16 protein-coding genes and 1 riboswitch are annotated in these 18030 nt (G+C 51.5%); of the genes, 2 read left to right on the top strand and 14 right to left on the bottom strand.

The window, feature by feature from the left end; translation table 11 throughout:
- Positions 1–16: 16 nt before the first annotated feature.
- The 7 genes from AC6RNO_RS02700 to AC6RNO_RS02730 form a co-directional block, all read right to left on the bottom strand.
- Positions 17–799, bottom strand: coding sequence for an ATP-binding cassette domain-containing protein (locus AC6RNO_RS02700; RefSeq protein WP_497104443.1), 783 nt, complete (start codon positions 797–799; stop codon positions 17–19).
- Positions 796–1515, bottom strand: a complete 720-nt coding sequence (locus AC6RNO_RS02705; protein ID WP_497104444.1) for an ATP-binding cassette domain-containing protein — start codon at positions 1513–1515, stop codon at positions 796–798. Before AC6RNO_RS02705 ends, AC6RNO_RS02700 begins: the two co-directional genes overlap by 4 nt.
- Complete coding sequence (locus AC6RNO_RS02710) at positions 1512–2321, bottom strand: ABC transporter permease subunit (protein ID WP_497104445.1); 810 nt, start codon at positions 2319–2321, stop codon at positions 1512–1514. Before AC6RNO_RS02710 ends, AC6RNO_RS02705 begins: the two co-directional genes overlap by 4 nt.
- Positions 2322–2338: 17 nt before the next feature.
- Positions 2339–3268: a nickel ABC transporter permease gene (gene nikB, locus AC6RNO_RS02715; protein WP_497104446.1), complete on the bottom strand. Its 930-nt coding sequence runs from the start codon at positions 3266–3268 to the stop codon at positions 2339–2341.
- A gap of 15 nt (positions 3269–3283) precedes the next feature.
- Positions 3284–4840 (bottom strand): ABC transporter substrate-binding protein, encoded by a 1557-nt coding sequence (locus tag AC6RNO_RS02720; RefSeq protein ID WP_497104447.1) that lies wholly within the window; start codon positions 4838–4840, stop codon positions 3284–3286.
- A 187-nt stretch (positions 4841–5027) separates the two neighbouring features.
- Positions 5028–5242, bottom strand: a riboswitch (cobalamin riboswitch).
- Between the two features lie 74 nt (positions 5243–5316).
- On the bottom strand, positions 5317–5712 hold the full coding sequence (locus AC6RNO_RS02725; RefSeq protein WP_474683112.1) for a DoxX family protein: 396 nt from the start codon (positions 5710–5712) through the stop codon (positions 5317–5319).
- A gap of 122 nt (positions 5713–5834) precedes the next feature.
- On the bottom strand, positions 5835–6776 hold the full coding sequence (locus tag AC6RNO_RS02730) for a DUF4261 domain-containing protein (RefSeq protein ID WP_497104448.1): 942 nt from the start codon (positions 6774–6776) through the stop codon (positions 5835–5837).
- 268 nt (positions 6777–7044) lie between these two features.
- On the opposite strand from AC6RNO_RS02730, the gene AC6RNO_RS02735 reads away from it, so the two are divergent.
- Positions 7045–7500, top strand: coding sequence for an SRPBCC domain-containing protein (locus AC6RNO_RS02735; protein WP_497104449.1), 456 nt, complete (start codon positions 7045–7047; stop codon positions 7498–7500).
- 576 nt (positions 7501–8076) lie between these two features.
- On the opposite strand, the gene AC6RNO_RS02740 is transcribed toward AC6RNO_RS02735, so the two are convergent.
- On the bottom strand, positions 8077–8886 hold the full coding sequence (locus AC6RNO_RS02740; protein ID WP_497104451.1) for a DUF2935 domain-containing protein: 810 nt from the start codon (positions 8884–8886) through the stop codon (positions 8077–8079).
- Between the two features lie 165 nt (positions 8887–9051).
- Between AC6RNO_RS02740 and AC6RNO_RS02745 the strand changes: the two genes are divergently transcribed.
- The gene (locus AC6RNO_RS02745) at positions 9052–9438 is read left to right on the top strand and encodes a YmaF family protein (protein WP_497104453.1); all 387 of its coding nucleotides are present in this window, start codon (positions 9052–9054) and stop codon (positions 9436–9438) included.
- Here AC6RNO_RS02745 and AC6RNO_RS02750 read toward each other — a convergent pair.
- The 6 genes from AC6RNO_RS02750 to AC6RNO_RS02775 form a co-directional block, all read right to left on the bottom strand.
- Positions 9435–9740, bottom strand: coding sequence for an antibiotic biosynthesis monooxygenase (locus AC6RNO_RS02750; protein WP_497104455.1), 306 nt, complete (start codon positions 9738–9740; stop codon positions 9435–9437). The two genes, AC6RNO_RS02745 and AC6RNO_RS02750, sit on opposite strands and share 4 nt — an antisense overlap.
- Positions 9733–10737, bottom strand: a complete 1005-nt coding sequence (locus tag AC6RNO_RS02755) for a helix-turn-helix transcriptional regulator (RefSeq protein ID WP_474683119.1) — start codon at positions 10735–10737, stop codon at positions 9733–9735. The genes AC6RNO_RS02750 and AC6RNO_RS02755 overlap by 8 nt, the downstream gene beginning before the upstream one ends.
- Before the next feature lie 178 nt (positions 10738–10915).
- A complete protein-coding gene (locus tag AC6RNO_RS02760; RefSeq protein ID WP_497104457.1) occupies positions 10916–13855 on the bottom strand; it encodes a DUF4241 domain-containing protein in 2940 nt (979 codons plus the stop codon).
- A 216-nt stretch (positions 13856–14071) separates the two neighbouring features.
- A complete protein-coding gene (locus AC6RNO_RS02765) occupies positions 14072–15727 on the bottom strand; it encodes an MGH1-like glycoside hydrolase domain-containing protein (protein ID WP_497104459.1) in 1656 nt (551 codons plus the stop codon).
- Between the two features lie 46 nt (positions 15728–15773).
- Positions 15774–17105, bottom strand: coding sequence for an extracellular solute-binding protein (locus tag AC6RNO_RS02770; RefSeq protein ID WP_497104461.1), 1332 nt, complete (start codon positions 17103–17105; stop codon positions 15774–15776).
- Positions 17106–17187: 82 nt separating this feature from the next.
- Positions 17188–18027: an ABC transporter permease subunit gene (locus AC6RNO_RS02775; RefSeq protein ID WP_497104463.1), complete on the bottom strand. Its 840-nt coding sequence runs from the start codon at positions 18025–18027 to the stop codon at positions 17188–17190.
- Positions 18028–18030 lie beyond the last annotated feature (3 nt).

The raw sequence follows: 18030 nt of genomic DNA on the forward strand, positions 1-18030 counted from the left end.
TCGGCTCCCCTCCGGTTCATGCAAATATCGATTGGAACAACAAACGTGTATAAGGATGTTTAAAATGCGAGTCGTCCCAATCCGTGAATGTCTCCACAATTTCTCCCTGATACATGACAGCAACCCGGTCGCAGAACGATCGGGCGGAAATAAGATCATGCGTAATAAACAAATAAGATAGTTGTGCTTGCTTTTGCACGCGTTTTAACATTTGCAGCATGGAAGTTTGCGACGATGGGTCCAGGCTTGCGACGGATTCGTCAAAAATGATCGTTTCGGGCCGTACGGCCAACGCTCTGGCGATACATACGCGCTGCTTCTGTCCGCCGCTTAATTGATGCGGATGCTTGGATAAATACGAGTCATCGAGATCGACGAGCTTTAATAGGTCTGAGCACCGCTCTTGAACATTTGCTTTTTCTTCCGGAAAATAATTGCAGATCGGTTCTTCCAAAATTTCACTCACCGTCATGCCCGGATGCAAAGAGGAAGACGAATCCTGCAGCACCAGTTGAATACGCCTGTAAATATCGAGATCGTTCGTCGATTTGCCGGAAATCGGCTGCCCGTCAAGCAGGATTTGCCCCGAAGATACCGGCTCCAGCCGCATAATTAATTTGGCGAGCGTGCTTTTGCCGCTGCCGCTTTCCCCGATTAAACCTAGGCATTCTTCCTTATGCAAAATCAAGTCAACCTGCTTCACCGCCTGGACGCCGGTTGTCTGTGCCTTAAAGCGCGATCGATGCCTCGTTCTAATCGGATATGACTTTGTCACCTGCCGCAATTCCAGCTTGGTCATTGAAGGATTCCTTCCGGTTTCATTTGGATAACGCGATCCGAAATCCGCCTCACGCTTTGCCTATCGTGCGAAATCAGCAGGATGGTCAGCGCGTAATCGTCTCTCAACTGTTTGAACAAGGTCAACACCTTGTCCCTGTTAATCGCATCAAGGGCCGTTGTCGGTTCGTCGGCAATCAATAGTTTAGGCCTCAAACTTAACATCATGGCCACCAGCACCCTTTGACACATCCCCCCGCTCAATTCAAAAGGATAGGCGGATAAAATATGCTTCGGGTCCGAAAAGCCGACTTGTCTCAGAAGCTCGCACAGGTAAGGTTCGATATCTTTTTTTAAGTACGTTTTCCTGTGCCGCAAAGTTTCCGTCATCTGTTTTTTTACCGTCAGGATCGGATTCAGCCCGTTCAACGAGTGTTGGATCAGCAGGGCAATTTCTTCCCGGCGGAGCTTTTGCCATCCTCGGTCATCGTTGCCGGCGATATTTTGACCGTTATACATCATCTGGCCCCTCGTTACTTTCAATTCCGGTTCCAACAACCCGACGATCGCGTGTGCAGTCAAACTTTTGCCGCACCCGCTCGGCCCTGTAAGCGCGACAATTTCACCCGGATATAATTGAAACGATACTTCCCGGACAAGCGGTTTTGGCGGATCGGATGCCATGTGTGAAATCGTTAACTTCTCGACACTTAACAAAGATTTCCGGTTCGCTGTCACGCTGCACCTCTTTCGGAACGGTCTCCCATAAGCTGGCAAGCCCATACAAACAGCATAATCGCCAGCCCCGGAAACAGCATGACATGCGGAGCCAATTGGAAATATGCCGTCGCATCGTGCAGCATGACTCCCCATTCGGGTGTCGGCGGCTGCGCGCCGAGACCGAGAAACGAAAGACCGGCAATCATGAGTACGACCCTCCCCATATCCCATGCGCCGAATGCGGCGAGCGGGGAAACGATTTTCGGAAAAATATAGCGCCTCATAATGCGAAAGTGCGAATTGCCCGACAGACGCGCATACAAAATATAATCTTCGCGGCAAGCTTTTTGAACGAGGGTGCGAATAAAACGAACATAGGTTGCCCAGCGAACCATAATGACAGCTGCAACCATATTCGTCAGACTCGGGCCTAGAATGCCGACGGCCGCAACCGTGATCACCATGTCGGGAATGGCAAGCATGCCGTCAACCGCACGCATCAAAATGCGGTCCGTTCGACCGCGCAAATACCCGATGAAAAGACCGATAGGCAAGCTGATGCATACCGTAAACACCATAATCATACACGCAACCGTTACAGTCGTTCGTATGCCGTACATCGTTCGCGACAATACGCAGCGTCCCAAATGATCGGTACCGAAAGGGTATTCCAGGCTGGGGGCGGCCAGCCGGTTCAATAGATCAATTTGCAGCGGATCGTGAGGAGCGAGCCAGGGCGCGGCCGCCCCGATGATGACGATAACCGTCAACAACCCAATTCCGGTTAGTAGACTCCCGTTGAAAGTGGACCATGTTGTATTCAATCCGTGTTTCCCCTCCCCTATTGGGCCGACAGCCGCGGGTCCAGAGAAACTTGTACAGCCTCCACCAGCAAATGAATCGACACGATCAGGAAAGTCGCGAAGATCACATACCCCTGAATGACCGGATAGTCTCTAAATGCAATCGCGTCAATCAAATATTTGCCCAAACCCGGCCAGGCAAATATCGTTTCGACAATGACATTGCCGCCCAGCATAAACGCAAAATTCGTACCCATGATCGTCAAAAGAGGCAGCACCGCATGTTTAAGCACATGAAATATAAAAATACGGCTTCTGGACAGCCCTCTCGCTTTGGCAGCTTTAATAAATGGCATATCGTGCAATTTCAACATATTCGCGCGCAAAACACGTGCATACATAGTACCTAGTCCAAGACCGAGCGTAACTGCGGGTAAAACCAGATTGGACGCGCCGCTGCGGCCCATGGAGGGAAACCAGCCGAGCCGGACGGAGAACAAATAGATCAAAAGAAAGCCGAGCAAAAACGAAGGAAGAACAGACCCCGCAAGCGCCAAAAACCTGCCGGTTCGATCCAGCCATCCGTTGGAAAAAATAGCTGTCGTAATTCCCAAGCCAAAAGTAAGGAATACCACGATGACAAATCCGGCTGCAGCCAATTCTAAAGTTGCGGGCAACCTTTTGACGAGTTCATCCAGTACCGGTTCTTTGGAAACGTAAGATTGACCCCACTGCCATGTGAAAACGTCGCGCAGCCAATGGATGTACTGCATCCATAGCGAATCCGTGAGCCCCAGCTGCCGGCGCAATGACGCCAACGCTTCCGGGGAAGCGGGCACATCGTGCGCCTTCAGCAGGATGGCAGCCGGGTCTCCGGGAGATACTCGCATCAAAATGAAAGTCAAAGTAGAAACCATAAATATAACGATGACGAGTTGGGCCACACGTTCCAACCAAAAGCGAATCATTGAATGCTTCACCTGTTATTCCGTCATATCGACTTTAGAATGAATGTAATAGTACTCGATCGGATGAGGAGTAAATCCTTGCACGCCTTTTTTAGCGCCAAATACATTATTGGGATGAACGATAAACGACTGCGGCAGATCGGTGTTCACAATTTCCTGGGCTTGTACGGCCAATTGATTTCTTTGGGCCGGATCCGACGCCAAAAGAAGTTGATCCAGAATCTGTTCCAACGGCTGCGACACGTACCGGCTGACGTTGGACTCGCTATTCGACCGGTAGAACGTGTTCAAAAAATATTGCGGTTCGCCTGTATGCGCCGTTAACATGCTGTACATCGATAAATCCCAATCATCCTTCAGCAAAGCGTCATCGATATTTTCCACTTTGCGAATGTTGATCTTAATGCCTTCTTTTAATAACTGGCTTTGGATGACCTCGGCCATGACGGACAGCTCCGGCCGCTGCGGAAAAGTTAACAGTGTCGCCTCGAACGGTTTCCCCTGTTTTTCCCAAATCCCTTGCGCATTTTTCTGCCAGCCGCCCTGTGTCAGCAATTGCCCGACAGTGAGGTTTTGCGCCGCACGTTCTACTTTACCAAACGGAAGTACGCTTGGAAATGGGCCTTTTGCTGCAGTGCCGTAACCCTTCATAACCGTACCTGCAATAGCCTCCCGCGGAATCGATTGATCTACCGCCCTCCGGTTAGCCGCATCCTGGAACAAGAGGGATTTCATATTAAAAAGCATCATGTGTGTCCGAAGCGACGGAGCCGACAGCACCTTGGTCTTGTTGTCCTTTTCCAACAAGGCCGCACTGTCGATCGGAATATCGGTCGCGACATCCGCCTGGCCCGACTGCAGCGCCATCAAACGGGCATTGCCATCCGTTACGAATTTCATCGTGACTTCGGACAGTAAGGCCGGTTCTCCCCAGTAATTCGGATATCTCTCGACGACAAGCGAATCGTCTTTGTTAAACTGTTTGATTTTAAACGCCCCCGTCATGGCGGGGTAACCGTTTTTCGCATCCATCGACGCCGTATCCACGATAATCGTGGACGGATCTGCCAAATTAGATACCAATGCGGCATTCGGCTTGTCCGTTACGATTTTCAATTCATGCGGCGCGACGACCTCCACGGATTTCAGCTGCAGCAAATCTTTGGCTAAATGGCTCTTCTCAATCGAGCGCTGCAGCGAGCTTTTGACACTTTCCGCATCCATCGCCTTTCCGCTATGAAAAGTGGCGTTTTCCTGCAGTTTAAACACCCATGTCGTCGGATCTTCCTGCTTCCACTCTTTGGCCAGCCAAGGAGCGGGCTCCAACTTTTCGTTGAGACGAACCAGTGTTTCACCGGCGCCGGAACGCATAACGTCCCAACTGTCCGCTCCGTGGGGGTCTACGCCGGAAGGCTTCCACGTGTAAGCTACGGTCAGCTTTTTGGCTGGGGACGATTGCTTTGTGTCCGTTCCGCTCGTTTTGTCCTGCGTAGAACATCCCGCCAGCGAAAGCACAACCGCTGCAATCACTCCCCATTTAATCAGCGAAAATCTGTTTTCCATTGTTCTCATCTTGCATCCCCCTTTTAGTAAAAAACAAAAAAAGCACACCCGACCCAAGACAAGCAGTCGGAAATGCTTTTTATACGCGTACATGGCTAGACAACGGCTAAAACCGCTTCAGCATGAAGGGGTTCATGGACTTAGACATTTTACAAATGAGCACATCCAACCACCTCCCTAATATCCCGTAGATCTAACAGTGATGTTGAAACAGGCAGGTCTCCTGACTAAGAGTATGACTTCCGGACCTTCCCGGGTTTATGGCCCAGTGGCTTTTCCGAAAGAAATCAGCCGGCATGGCTGAACCTCATGTACAGTGGCGGGTCCGTGCCGGAATTAAACCGGACTTCCCTTTTAAGCGATTAAAGCTTAGATACAAACTTTAACTACACCTATTTCCAAAATATGAAGTTGTGAGAAACTCTCTTAATATTAGTTATGAAACCCGAAAATGTCAATGTACGAAAGTTCGCACGCTTAACCGATCATTTGCTGCGAAATGGAATGAGTTTGCGCACGCGCTCGTCTCTCAGCCAAACTCCACCCCAAGCCAGGACAGCAAAATATACCGGAAATAAAATATGCGTAAAAAGCGGCGCGTCCATTCGAATATGCGTGGCAACCACCCCGCCAAAATAAGCGGTCAGCAGCAGCGCACCCAGAAAAGATGTACGAGGAACGGCGTACAGAATGGTAGAAATCAGCCCGAGTATGCCAATTACGGCGATATGGTGCTCGGCATAGCCGAGAGCAACTGTGCCTTCTACAACGGGTACGGGTTGAATGAACTTAAAAATGCTATCGAACAGCATAAACAAAATAACCAGCCAGCTCATGATTCGCGCCGTCCAGAGCCTGCCCCTTGATATTTCGGTTCTCATGATTTCCTCACCCTTCTTAGCAATGTTATGCACTCATATTATCATAAACACAGGGGCAAGATTTCTTCTTAATTGCTACATTCTAAAAAATTCCTCTCCCGCATTGGCAGGAAAACGGTCGGTCATTCCGGCATTGCCGGGCGTTCCCTGCCGTCCATCGGATACCATCGGATTACTTCGCGCGGCGGTCCCGCCAATCCTTCCTCCGCCAAAACGCCCTGCCAACGGACCCCGCCCGGCCCGTCTGTCGTATCGCCATTTTTAATAACGGGGCCGCTCTCGTATACATAATTCGATATGTTTCTTAGAAAGTTGGCGACTTCGGCAGGGTCGTAAACATGACGATGAAAAATCGCCTCATGATCGGTCACATCCAATTGAAGCATGCCGACCGAATCCATCAACAGCCAGTTTTCATCGCTGGGAATGTTAAACATCCTGACATTGGACCACAGTTCCAGCGGAGGCAGCGCCGTCTGTTCATAGCGTTCATGCAGTTCATGAAACATCTCTGTAGAAGCGAGGCACTCCCCGCTCGGGTTGAAATAGCAAAGCGCTTCGGGCAGTTGAAGCAGAACACCGGCGATGTCGGTCACGGCCAAAAGCTCAGGAAGCGATTCATAATCCTCAGGCAAAAGCGGCGCTTGATCGTCCATTTGACCAAACGTATACGTGGAGCGGATGCGGATGAACGCCTCGTGATCGGCGCAAGCCTGCCGTCCTTCGGGATATCCCCACGCCTGCTGGGCCGCGCGCTCCAAATTGTTCGGGAACGTATAAGGCCCGAAAAAGCCCATTGACCAGGCCCCGAATATCATGGCCTCCTCCGACGGGTCGCCCATGTCGTCCGGCCAGGGCCTGTCGACGACGTCAACCTGAATATACCCGTTGACTTCCGGACGGTATGGAACAAGCAGGCTGGGGCCGCCGAACACCCACTCCTCATAGGTTTCCTTTATACTTACAATTTCGAACCGCCGATTAAGCATCTCTTCTATTTTGCGGATCGAAACGGCCTCCGACAAGAGCACCATAACTCCCTGTGAAAAAAATCCTTTAGGCATATATCGCACCTCTATCCTCTCATTCTTCTTTCCATATATCGGCAAATTATACTGCGTTCTGGATAGGTCTAAAGCCTCGTTCTGCCGCCTTGACATGCACCCAAAAGGCTGCATATAATAGTTGCCGTTGAATGGCAAGGACGAAATAAACTGCATGATTTGAACGCCGCCCCTATCGGGGAAATTTACGATCGCTGGATTGGAAAGTATGAGCGGCAGCGGATCGATGCTTTGCGCGAACTTAAAGAAAAGCTGGAGGAGAATAAAAATGACTGATACGACCTTTGTTTATGTTACTTACATCGCCACGACACCGGAAAAACTGTGGGAAGCTCTGACAAGCGGCGATTTTACCAAAAAGTATTTCTTTGGAAGCGATGTTCAGTCCGATTGGCAGGAAGGCTCAAGCATCACCTATTCCCGTAACGGAGAAGTCTCCGATCACGGAATTATCCTGAAGTGCGAACCGCATCGATTGCTTTCCTTTACGTGGAATTACGTGAATGATCCAATCGTCCGCAAGCAGCCGTCACGGGTCACTTTTGAGCTGAGACCGATGAAAGAAGCTGTAAAATTAACGCTTAAGCACGAAAACCTGCTGCCCGCCGACTTGCTGGATAAAGAGGATACGTTCGAAGGATTGAACAACGGATGGCCGGCCGGCCTAAGCAACTTGAAAAGTTTGCTCGAAACGGGAAAAACGCTGTCCCCCATTTCCATCTAACCCTGAATCGAATAGGGATGTCACTCGTTGAATAGGCTTCCTTTCCGGTTGGCGGCTTAGACGTTCCCAGCCTCGCTTGGCAATCGCGACACTCTGTGAGGGTTAGGGGAACGAGTGTGACTAATTTGGGGGACAGCCGCTTTTTCTGAGCGCGTGCCTCACCCGGTGCAGGTCGTGGAATTGCACGAATGGGCAGAAATCAGCTTGCTAGGGAGAAAACCTGCGAAAGTGCAGGGTTTTTCCCTGTAATTGGCTTATTTTGGCGAAAAGCCTGCAAAAGTGCAGGAATTTTCGCTGAAAGTGAACCTGAGCCCATGTCCCCGCTGAAAAGCCTGCACTTTTGCAGGAATTCTTCGTGTACAGCGATCACGGGCGCAAATTCATGTATTTTTGCAGGTTTTCTTCGTGCAGACGGGCAGATTACGGCTTTCTCCTCTAACGTGGGGGTTTGGGGCAGCCTGCACTTTCGCTGATTTTCGCTCTATCACCCTACCAGGGACGTTTTTGGGCAAAAAAAGAAACCCTTCTACCGAAGGGTGTGCCAAGCCTAAGCATAGCTCTTCTTTTCTAACGCTTTTAATTGCCGCCGGCAATGCTTTCCCCTGCTAACGACCTTTCAAACATCTCAATTATTTCCAAAAACCGCTCCGCCTCGCGGAATACATGATCCGCCAATAGCGGATGAATAATGCTTTTTATTTTACATTGGTCGATTAAATCTCTGGCCGTCTTTTTGAAATCGCGCAAAGATTTTACGGATACCCTGTTCTGATCAAGGAATTGGTTTAACAATGGATCTGTCTGGGACTGAGGCCGCATGGAGGATAAATCCCTGGCTTGAAACAATAATTGATCGAAATCATGGCTAAAATCGCGTGCTTGATCGACAAGTTTTCGCTCGGACGGATCCAACAAGTGGCCGATGAACTTCGCATGGTCGGCCATGATCCGCAGGAAGAACACATTTTCATCAATAATGGCATCTTGCAGCGGTTCAAGATTGCCTTGGTTTAATTCTTCCAGCCGATTGCGGAAATAATTCGCTTCCCTGCTGGTATGATCCACCAATAGCGGAAAATTCGTTTGCCCCGGCAGTTGGCAGGTTAGGATAAGCCCCAATATTTTTCTTTTAAAAGCCCATATATGCGATGCAGCCGTATGTACTTCCGTATTAAACTGCAGGATCGTCGTCGGATCCGTATGTTCATCCAAAGCATGCGACTGTGCTTCGATTCCTTCAAAAATATGATAAAAATGGTGAGCCTCCTGGATGAGTTGAGTATCCTCTTGGCGAAATCCCAAGCTCAAGAAAAACGAATGTTCCTTCATAATCCGGGACCAAAAACGGATTTCATCCAAAGATCGACCGACAAATCCATCACTCATGAGCAGCCCTCCATTAGCTTCCTTTCTGTTTACTTTTATATATGATCAGGATGTTTGGCTTCATTCCATAAATTGAAAAACGCATGGGAATTTTGATGAAACGATATTCCATACGGCCAACATCCAACATAATATATAAAAAAAATTTGCAAAGGAGCTGCTATTTTGAAAAGAATACCAGTGGAAGGTTTTGTCGTTCATTCCAACGAATCAGGGAACGAACATGCTCATGGGCTTTATATTACATCTTGGGACGGTCGGCCCGTTTATCATGTACACCCTTATTCCGGCGTTACTTCTTATGATGACGGGCATGTCCATCAATATGCCGGCGTAACCGAGCCGGCTCCAACCGGAGTTCCGCACGTGCACAGATACCACACCGTGACGTCAGTCAATCAAGGTCACACTCACACGATTCACGGTGTAACGGGTCCGGCGATCGACTTTCCCGGCGGCGGTCATTATCATTATTTTGAAGGGTATACAACCCTAAATGGAAGGAGGCCTCATGTGCATCATTACCAGGGAGCTACCGGCCATCAAGCTTAAGAAACGCCTTTGCCTCCGACAGGACGCAGCTTGATAGGCTCCGCTCCCGCGATCAAAGGCCTGCCGCGCTGCAAAAGCGCCAATGCTCCCTCATTGCGGAGGGACGCGTCATGGGCTTCCGAGCTTTCCCACAATTCCGTTACCCATACGACATTCGGATCATCCACCGATTCGTTAACGATGTAAAGCACGCAGCCCTCAACCGTTTTCGAAAGTTCGGCTCCTTCGAGCAAAATTTGCACAAGCGCGTCCCTTTGCCCCGGATGGGCCGTTATTTTAGCATACATTGCGAAATTATTCATAGTCGCCACCTCTTTTGGGAATGATTTCCGATTGCATCTTTTTATAATGCGCCACAATTTCAGAGCTTATTTCCGTCATTTTCGCTATGAGAAAATCCGGTTCGAGAATGGTCAGCGATTTTCCGTATGGGAGCAGAAAATAAGGCACGTAAGTTTTCAACGAATCGCTGCCTAACCGGAATACGGCTTCTCCGCCGCTGCGTTCGGCCAGCGTATGGCCAAACAACCAATGCCGGACCAGTTCGTTCAGCGCAAGTTCATGCCCTCGAATGCGCACGGTTACAAGAGAGCCGGCATCCATGGAACCGGGCAGCAGGCTGCTCATAAGGAAGTCTTTCGCGGAAAAATGATCGGGCCGCTCGAAATGACGGCCGGTTGGTTTCAAAGCGGCGATGCGGTCTGCACGAAAGCTGCGCAGCTCCCGCCGAAGGCAGCAATAGCCTACGGAATACCAGCTTCCTTTCCAATGTATGAGTCCGTAAGGCTCGAACTCGCGAGTGCCCGGCGTTTCTTGCTTGCCGCTAAAGTACTTCATCTCCACCGCTTCCCCGCGAGCCGTCGCCTCCTCCAGCACTTGAAGCAGAACCTGCAGCTTCCCGTCAACCGGCGGGTGAATGACCGAAATCCCCGCGCTATGCCGCTCCATTTGATCGAGCTGCTTGTCGTTCGCATAACGTTTCAGTTTGTCAACCGCCCGGTTCAGCGCCTCCGTAAACGGATATCCGGCCTCCCTGGCAAAAACCGATGCATGCATCAGCGCCTTCTGCTCCTCGACATCGAACATCAGCGGGGCGTCGGTAAAATGGTCGAGCAATTGATAGCCGCCGCCCGGACCCGAGTCCGCAATGATTGGTGCACCGCTGGCACATAACGAATCGATGCTGCGGTATACGGTTCGAATATGGATTTCCAACTCGTCTGCCAGCTGTTGGGCGGTCATTCGCTTGCCGGACCGGAGCAGCCATAAAATGGACAGCATATTGTCCGCTTTTGACATTGCAACGCTACCTTTCTGTTATTCGCATAATTGCATGATGTAACATTCTAGGCGGGATGCCCTTAACCCTTCTCTGTACGCGGAACGCTACAATCGGGGACACGGTTATTTTATACTGCTCTGTAGGTAGTATACAAAATAATCACTGACACATTCGGTCAGTGATTATAATTTTCTTCTACTCCCCTAAGCAGGGGAAATCCGTTACAAGGCGGACCACTTGCCCGTGTTCGTTCAGCGCGAAGTAGGAAGCATAGAACCCGTCGCCCCAGCCCGATCTGAATACGGCGGCATTGTGCGGTTTTTCCGGAAAAGGGACAACATTGCAGTAATCCGGGCTTACCGCTTCATCGCCTTCCAGCAGCTCGCTGAGGTAATCGTCGTAATAGTTGTCATATTCGTCGTCCAGCTCTGCCGCCAATTCCCGCTCATGCGCCATTAATTGCTGCGCGCTTTCTGCGTCCATGAAGCAGCCCAGTCCGGCATCGACCGGATACCCGAATATTTCGCCGGGCTTTAATTGGCGGACATCTTGCCCGGGAAGCAGCGCCAGCTCCCAAGCCGCTATCTCCTCTTCGGAGAAGCGGATTTCAGCGCAGCAAACACGGCCGTACTGACGGTCGATATATAAATAGACCGGAAACGTCCCGACAGGCGTCCGGCGGGTAAAAGCCGGTCTTTCCGCATTCGCGAGCGGATCGGCGGCCACTATGCTGCCGGAAGGCACATACAAGTCAGGCAACCGCACGACTTGCCGAACATCGGGATGGCTGTCCCCCGTTCTCAGGACGTCAAGCAGCTTGTCTTCCGGCCGATTCACCAACGCCGACCTGCTTCGCTCGTACCGCAGAGCTTGCAAAGCTTCGCGGAACCTTTTTTTCACCGCCAGCGTCGACGTATATTCGTTTTCCGGAGCGGTCTCGAATTGGCACAGCAGCTCCCACTGCTCGTTATGGACATCGTACAATAGCTGCCATCGGTTCTCTTGCAAGTACCAAACGACCCGCAGGCTGTAAAAGTACGTTCCGTCCATGAACCCGACCTGCCTCCACTCCGGTTCGTGGCTCTGGTAGTAGAAGCAGCTCCCCGCATCGTCCAGTTTGATTTTGTACAGGCTCTCGCCTTCAGGACTCCCGACGCCATCGCGGAAAATCTCGTCAAACGCAGCCGGAAGCTCCTCGGCAAAAGACGCATAAGTTTGCTGCAGCTTGTCCTGATCGATCACCGATTTTCCTTCGTCAAACCAGCGCAGAAGCAGGCTCTGATCCGGCCATAGGCCGTCCGTTCCGGCACTCGCCGCAACCAGTTCGTCACGCAGGACGTCCTTGGCGAGGTGTGTCGACGGGTACAGCGTCCAGCGCTCGATAATCCCGCCGTCCTCATCCCTGAGCTCGTCGATACCGTAAATATGATCGTCGGAGATGAGCACATTGCTGCGGATTTGCCCGATATGCACATCAAAGTCACGGGCAATAACGACGCCGGCCGCCAATTGACCGGCCACGATCAACTCGCCGTGATTGTAAAATCCGTACAAGCATTCGCAGCTTACATTCCCGCCTACATAAAAGGTGGTGCCCCATAAAGCGATGTGCCTTGCGGTCAGATCGCCCAATACGACCAGAGGCGGCGAATAATCGATATCGTAAGCTTCGATAAAGCCATCCACCGTCAAATTCGCGGCAAATATGTAACCCGCAATCGTAAAATGAAGCCGGTCCGCCTCCTCGGCCAGCTGCGTCATATCCAGCCGCTCCAGATGCGCGCTTTCTTCGGACAGCAGGAAATAAACCGGCTTCTCATCCATGCCATGCAGCCAGGCGTCGTTAAGAACATCGTACAAAATGGCGTCGTGACGGGGATGTTCGATGCCGTTCAGCAGATTGTCCGCCTGCTTGACCGTAATCAGACGGAACGTATGTCCAAGAAGCGTGCATGTCTGTGTGAGCAGGTCCTCCTGCTGCGCGAGTGCTTGCATAAACTGTTCCTTGCTCAACGAAAGCGCCGCGCTTTCGGCAAGCTCCCGATCTCTCTCCTGCACGTACCCTTTGTTATCGTACCGAACCCTCGCGACGAGGCGCTCGAAATAGCGCAAAGCCTTTTTCAGCTCATTCAAATCATCGGTAGATAGCGGCTTCAGCGGCTTTTCATATCCGTTGCCTTCCTGGGAGTATAGGCCGACCATTTTTTCTCCCTGTTCGTTCACGGCGATATCGTAATGGAAAAAGCGGAAATCTTCCTCATCGTTTGCGCCCGCGAACTCTTCCCCTACAACGAGCCGGGCCGTTCGGCCTTGTTCCGGCAGGCGGAAGCCGAAAAACAGATTCCCGTGCCAATAACCGCCCTTGTCCAAATCGTAATAGTCGTAATACTTCTCATGAACGATCGGGAAAGCCAAAATCTCTTCGATCGCTTGCACGGTAACTGCCGCTCGCAGCTTCTGCAAATAAGACTCGGGCTGAAGCGGAGGTTCGCCGGTTTGTTTTTTCAGCAGCGGCTTCCCGGCTTCCAGCAGTTGCAGCACTTCGCTGCTGCGGATCAGCATGCATTCGCCGTCATCCTCGTCATACAGCTCCTCGGCCAGCCACCTCTCCAGCATTTCACTATCCAGGTCCTGCCAATCCCCGCGACTATCCCATTGTGTTATATGCTGCGTATAATTCAGCGATCCCGCGATGTTCACGTGATACTCGTCCGTTTCGGCAAAGACTGCGGCGCTCACGTCTCCTTTTACGGTAAGATCGCCGTGATTGTAGTCTCCCCAGAACAGCTCCTGCACCGTCAGGCTGCCGCTCACATAAATTTCTTGACCGCCCACAAGCATGTTCCGTGCGGAAAGCTGCCCGTTCACGATCAGTCCGGCAGCGCCGTCCGTATTTTCGTTGTAAATGTAACTGTCTACGATAAGATTGCCGTCTATCAGGATGAGTCCTATCCGTTCGTCGCCGAACGGCTCGTCCAGATTCAAGCTCTCCAGACGGGTATCCCCCGAAAAATAAACGGCGATCTCGTTTTCCAACCCTTCCCTACCCCGCTCGATCCGGGCAAAATTCCAGCTGTCGCTTGGCAGCTTGTCCTTCAGCTGCAGCAGCGGAACAATTTGATGGTTAATATTCATAGTCCGGTACCTCCACGCTGATTTGGATGCATGGCTACGCCTGATTCCGTTTCTCTGCGTATTCATCCTACCATGAACGAAACAAATGTCATAGTTGCTTTTGCCCTAGTACATCCGGCCGACTCCCGAATGCAAAAAGGGCTTGCCCGCCAACATCGAACACTGCTGAAGGGACAGCCCCGGCGTCCTCAATAATACGGTGAGCCTTCCGTCCTCCTAGCCATATGAGGGTGCGATAATGCCCGGGTAAACGGCGCGTTTGTTTATTTCAAGACCGTTGCCGATATCGGCGATCTCATTTCCTTTTACCGTTACATGCCGCTCGCAGCCTTCGTAAACGACAGTTCCTTCCACCGTCCGCACGCTCATGCCGATCAGCGATTTTAACGTTCCTTGCCGGTCCGTTACCGCTCTCAAGCCGTTCGGAAACTCCAAAATCAGCTCGCCGTTTCGATAAACCGTACTTTGTTCGCGCGTGTTGACCAGTTCAAATACGGCTCCACCCACGATACGGCTGTAAGCGGTCCCGTTCGCAATCTCCTCACCGTGATCGACCGCGTAAGGCAGCAGCCCGGTAAACCAAAGCTCGTCTTCCGGTCTGGGCATAATTCCGCTCAGCCGCTCCACGTAGTCAAGCATACACAGAATGGCGGGCGAATACGCTTCCGTAAACCCTTCCTCGCCGGTCCACGGGCTTACCGCTTGGGCAAACCGCGTCATTTTATGAAAAGCGGCCATAAGCGGATATATCACATAGGTCAACTCCACAAAACGGCCATGATGCTCAAAAGCGTGCGGTGCGCGGATCAGGCTGAGGAAGTTGGACGGGCCTCCCCAGCTGTTGTAACTGGAAAAAGGGTCAAACCGCGGGTCGTCCATCGCAATGGACGTAAACGGATATTTGGCAAAAAATTTCCGCGTATTCAACAAATAGCGGCGCAGAGCCTGATCAAAGAACGCCCGGTCCCCCACTTCGCAAGCAAGCACCCGCAGAAGGACGTCGGATTGCACGCGCACCAGGTTATCGTTCTTATCGAGATCATAAAAGAAGCCGTCCGCCTCATCGAAGCAATACCGGAACAAGCTGTCCAGGCTTTGTTCGGCCTTTTCCCGCCAGATCTCGCCGCTCTCCCCCAGCTCTTCCGCCATCCGCGCCAAATAAAGCCGCTGGCAGTATACATGGGCCGTTAAATCAGGCGCCACGAAAGGCAGGATAGGAGAATCCGGGTTGCACAACCTTGCATCGTTGTCATGCGGAGTGTCCGGCACGTGCCAAAAGCGCGGCGACAAGTCATGGCCCGTATCAAACGTACAAAACGCCTCCACCCCGTTCGTTCCGCGCGTATTGCGATAAGTAGACAGCCACTCGTCATAACGCTGCATCGCTTTGTACATTTTTCGCAAAAACGGCCGGTCCCGGCCATGCAACCGGTAATGGTTCCATACGCTTCTGGCCAGCGGCGTTACGAGCTGAATTTGCCTGTAGGACGGCCCATTCGCCGTCAGCTTATAAGGCATTAAACCGTCCTCGCGCTGATAATCGGCGAACAATTCATAGGTTGACCGGGATACCGACGGTATGAAACGCGACAGCAGCTCGGCGTTGATCGTCCCTGTGCTTTCCAGCCAGCAGCCCGAATAAATGCCCCCTTCGTGCAAAACGGGCTTTTCGCCGCCTGTCGGCACTATGCAATCGAGCAGTTTGCGCAGCGCTTCGTAATAGACGTCTTCCAATTTTACGGAAGAAGCTGCAAATTTCACTCCCGAGTGCAGCCATTCGGCGAGAACCGGACCGTCGGACGGCTTTTTCAAAGCACCAATTCGCTCCTCCGTTCGAACCTCGCGCAGCTTGCGCAGCATTGCTTCTCTCATCCATTTGTCCTCCAGCCGTGTGTCGTATTGCCGTTGCGGCTTATTGTCATTTATTATTGTTGAAAATTTTAGTCGCCCCGGCGTAAAAATCTTCAACGCCCTTTTTCACGTCTTTTTTGCCGAATCCGATTTCCTGCACGGTTGTTTCGATCAGTTTCGTATATTCCGTAAAGCCCGGAGGATTGTAACTGATGGCAAACGGCTCTTTGTTCGTCGCCGCCGAAACGCGGTTCGTGTAATCGTAGATGATTTGCTCCACCGGGTTGGCGTCTTTTTTCAGAAGATCCCGCATTTTGGAAGTGACGGGAATGCCGCGGTCGTTGCCGAGAATTTTCGCCGCATCGGGATCATTGATCCAATAGTTCATCAGCATGGCGGCTTCCTTCGGATGCTTCGTTTTCGCGTAGCCGGACAGCCCTTGGCTCGATTCGAACACTACGCCGGTTCCTTTCGGCCCGCGGGGCAGTTGCACGAGCGTCAGTTTGTCCTGCGTCAAATTTTGATGAGCGCCCAACTGGTTGGAAGCGAGCAGGCTCATGGCCACTTTGCCTGTTACAACGAGCGATTTGCTCGTGTCCGACGGCGGGTTCGATACCTGCACGGCCGGCGGTACGACGCCACCCGCTTTCGTCATGTTTTCCCATAAGGCGAACCATTCTTCCGCATCTTTTTGCTCGAAGCCGAGTTTGGCGTTCTCCATATCGTAAAGCTGCTTGCCCCTTTGCTTCAGGTAAATGTCCATGCCGTCAACCGTAAAATTGTACGTACCGTATATATCTTTGCCCAGCTTATCCGTTATTTCCTTGCTGATGCGGCCGTAATCATCCCAGGACCAGCCATCCTGCGGAACGGGAATGCCCGCTTTCTTGAACAGTTCCGTATTGACGACGATGCCGCGCGCATTCGCTCCGGCGGAGATGTGAAGCAGCTTTCCTTTGAGCGTGCCGTATTGAATCATCGATTTGTCCATATCGGTTAAATCAAGCTCTTTGCCGACATACGGGTCCAGTTCGAGCAGGACGTTTTTATTCGCGTAATCGACGACATTGCCTCCCAGGAAAAACACGTCGGGCGCCGTACCGGAAGCCAACTGCGTGTTCAGTTTGTCGAAATAACCGGAGCTGGGCGCGAATTCGCCGACAACTTTAATATTCGGATATTTCTCCTCGAATTTGCGCAGCGCTTCGTTGGTGCGGTCCGCCCGCTTCTGGTCCCCCCACCACATCATTCTCAGCTCAACCTGTTCCGCTTTGGACGGTTCTTTGGCTGTGCTTGGAGCGCTTCCGGTGCCCCCGCTCCCAGTTCCGGTGCCGGATGAGCAAGCGGCCGTAACGGCCATCAACATGGCCATCGTTGTCAATGCCAAACCTTTTTTCATAGAAAGTCTCCCCCTAAGTTCGTTATGGTAATCGCTTACAAAATAGCTGCAAATCGTCGGTTGACCCGGTACTTTTTGCGGACTATTTCAGTCCTGTAGTTGCAATGCCCTCCAGAAAGTACTTCTGGCAAGTAAAGAAAATCGTCATGATCGGCACGAGCGACAGCACGGACATGGCGAGCAGCGCCCCCCAATCGGACTCGCCGGACGGATCGAATAAAGAGCGAATCCCGAGCTGGACCGTAAACAGTTTAATGTTATTGAGATAAATCATCTGCGAGAAAAAATCGTCCCACGTCCAAATGAACGTAAAGATGGCCGTCGTAATTAAAGCCGGAACAAGCAGCGGCATGATGATGCGAAAATAAATTTGGCCGTGCCCGCAGCCGTCGATCGTCGCGCTTTCGTCCAATTCCTTCGGAATTCCCCGGATGAACTGAACCATGAGCAAAATGAAGAACGAGTCGTGCGCCAGCCATTTGGGAACGATGAGCGGCAAATACGTGTTGATCCATTCGAACTTGTTGTAAATGATGTACTGCGGAACGAGCGTTACGTGGTACGGAAGCATGATCGTCACCAGCATAAGGCTGAACCAAAGCTTTTTCAATCTGAAATGGAGGCGCGAAAACGCATAGGCGGCAAACGAGCACGTGACGATGTTACCCAGGACGGAAAGCACCGAAATTTGCGCGGAATTCAGAAAAAACCGGGCAAAGGTCGTGCCCTGCAGCCCCCTCCATCCGTTCGCGTAATTGACGATCGTCATTTGTTTGGGCCACAGGCTCGTATCCGAGAAAATCAACTGATTCGGCTTAAAGGAACTGCTGAGCAGCCATAAGACGGGATAAAGCATGAGCAGGCCGAAGGAGATAATCAGCAGATGCTTCAACAGTTTGGCGTAGTTCGTATGTACAATCATCCG

The sequence above is a fragment of the Paenibacillus sp. sgz302190 genome (assembly GCF_059820445.1).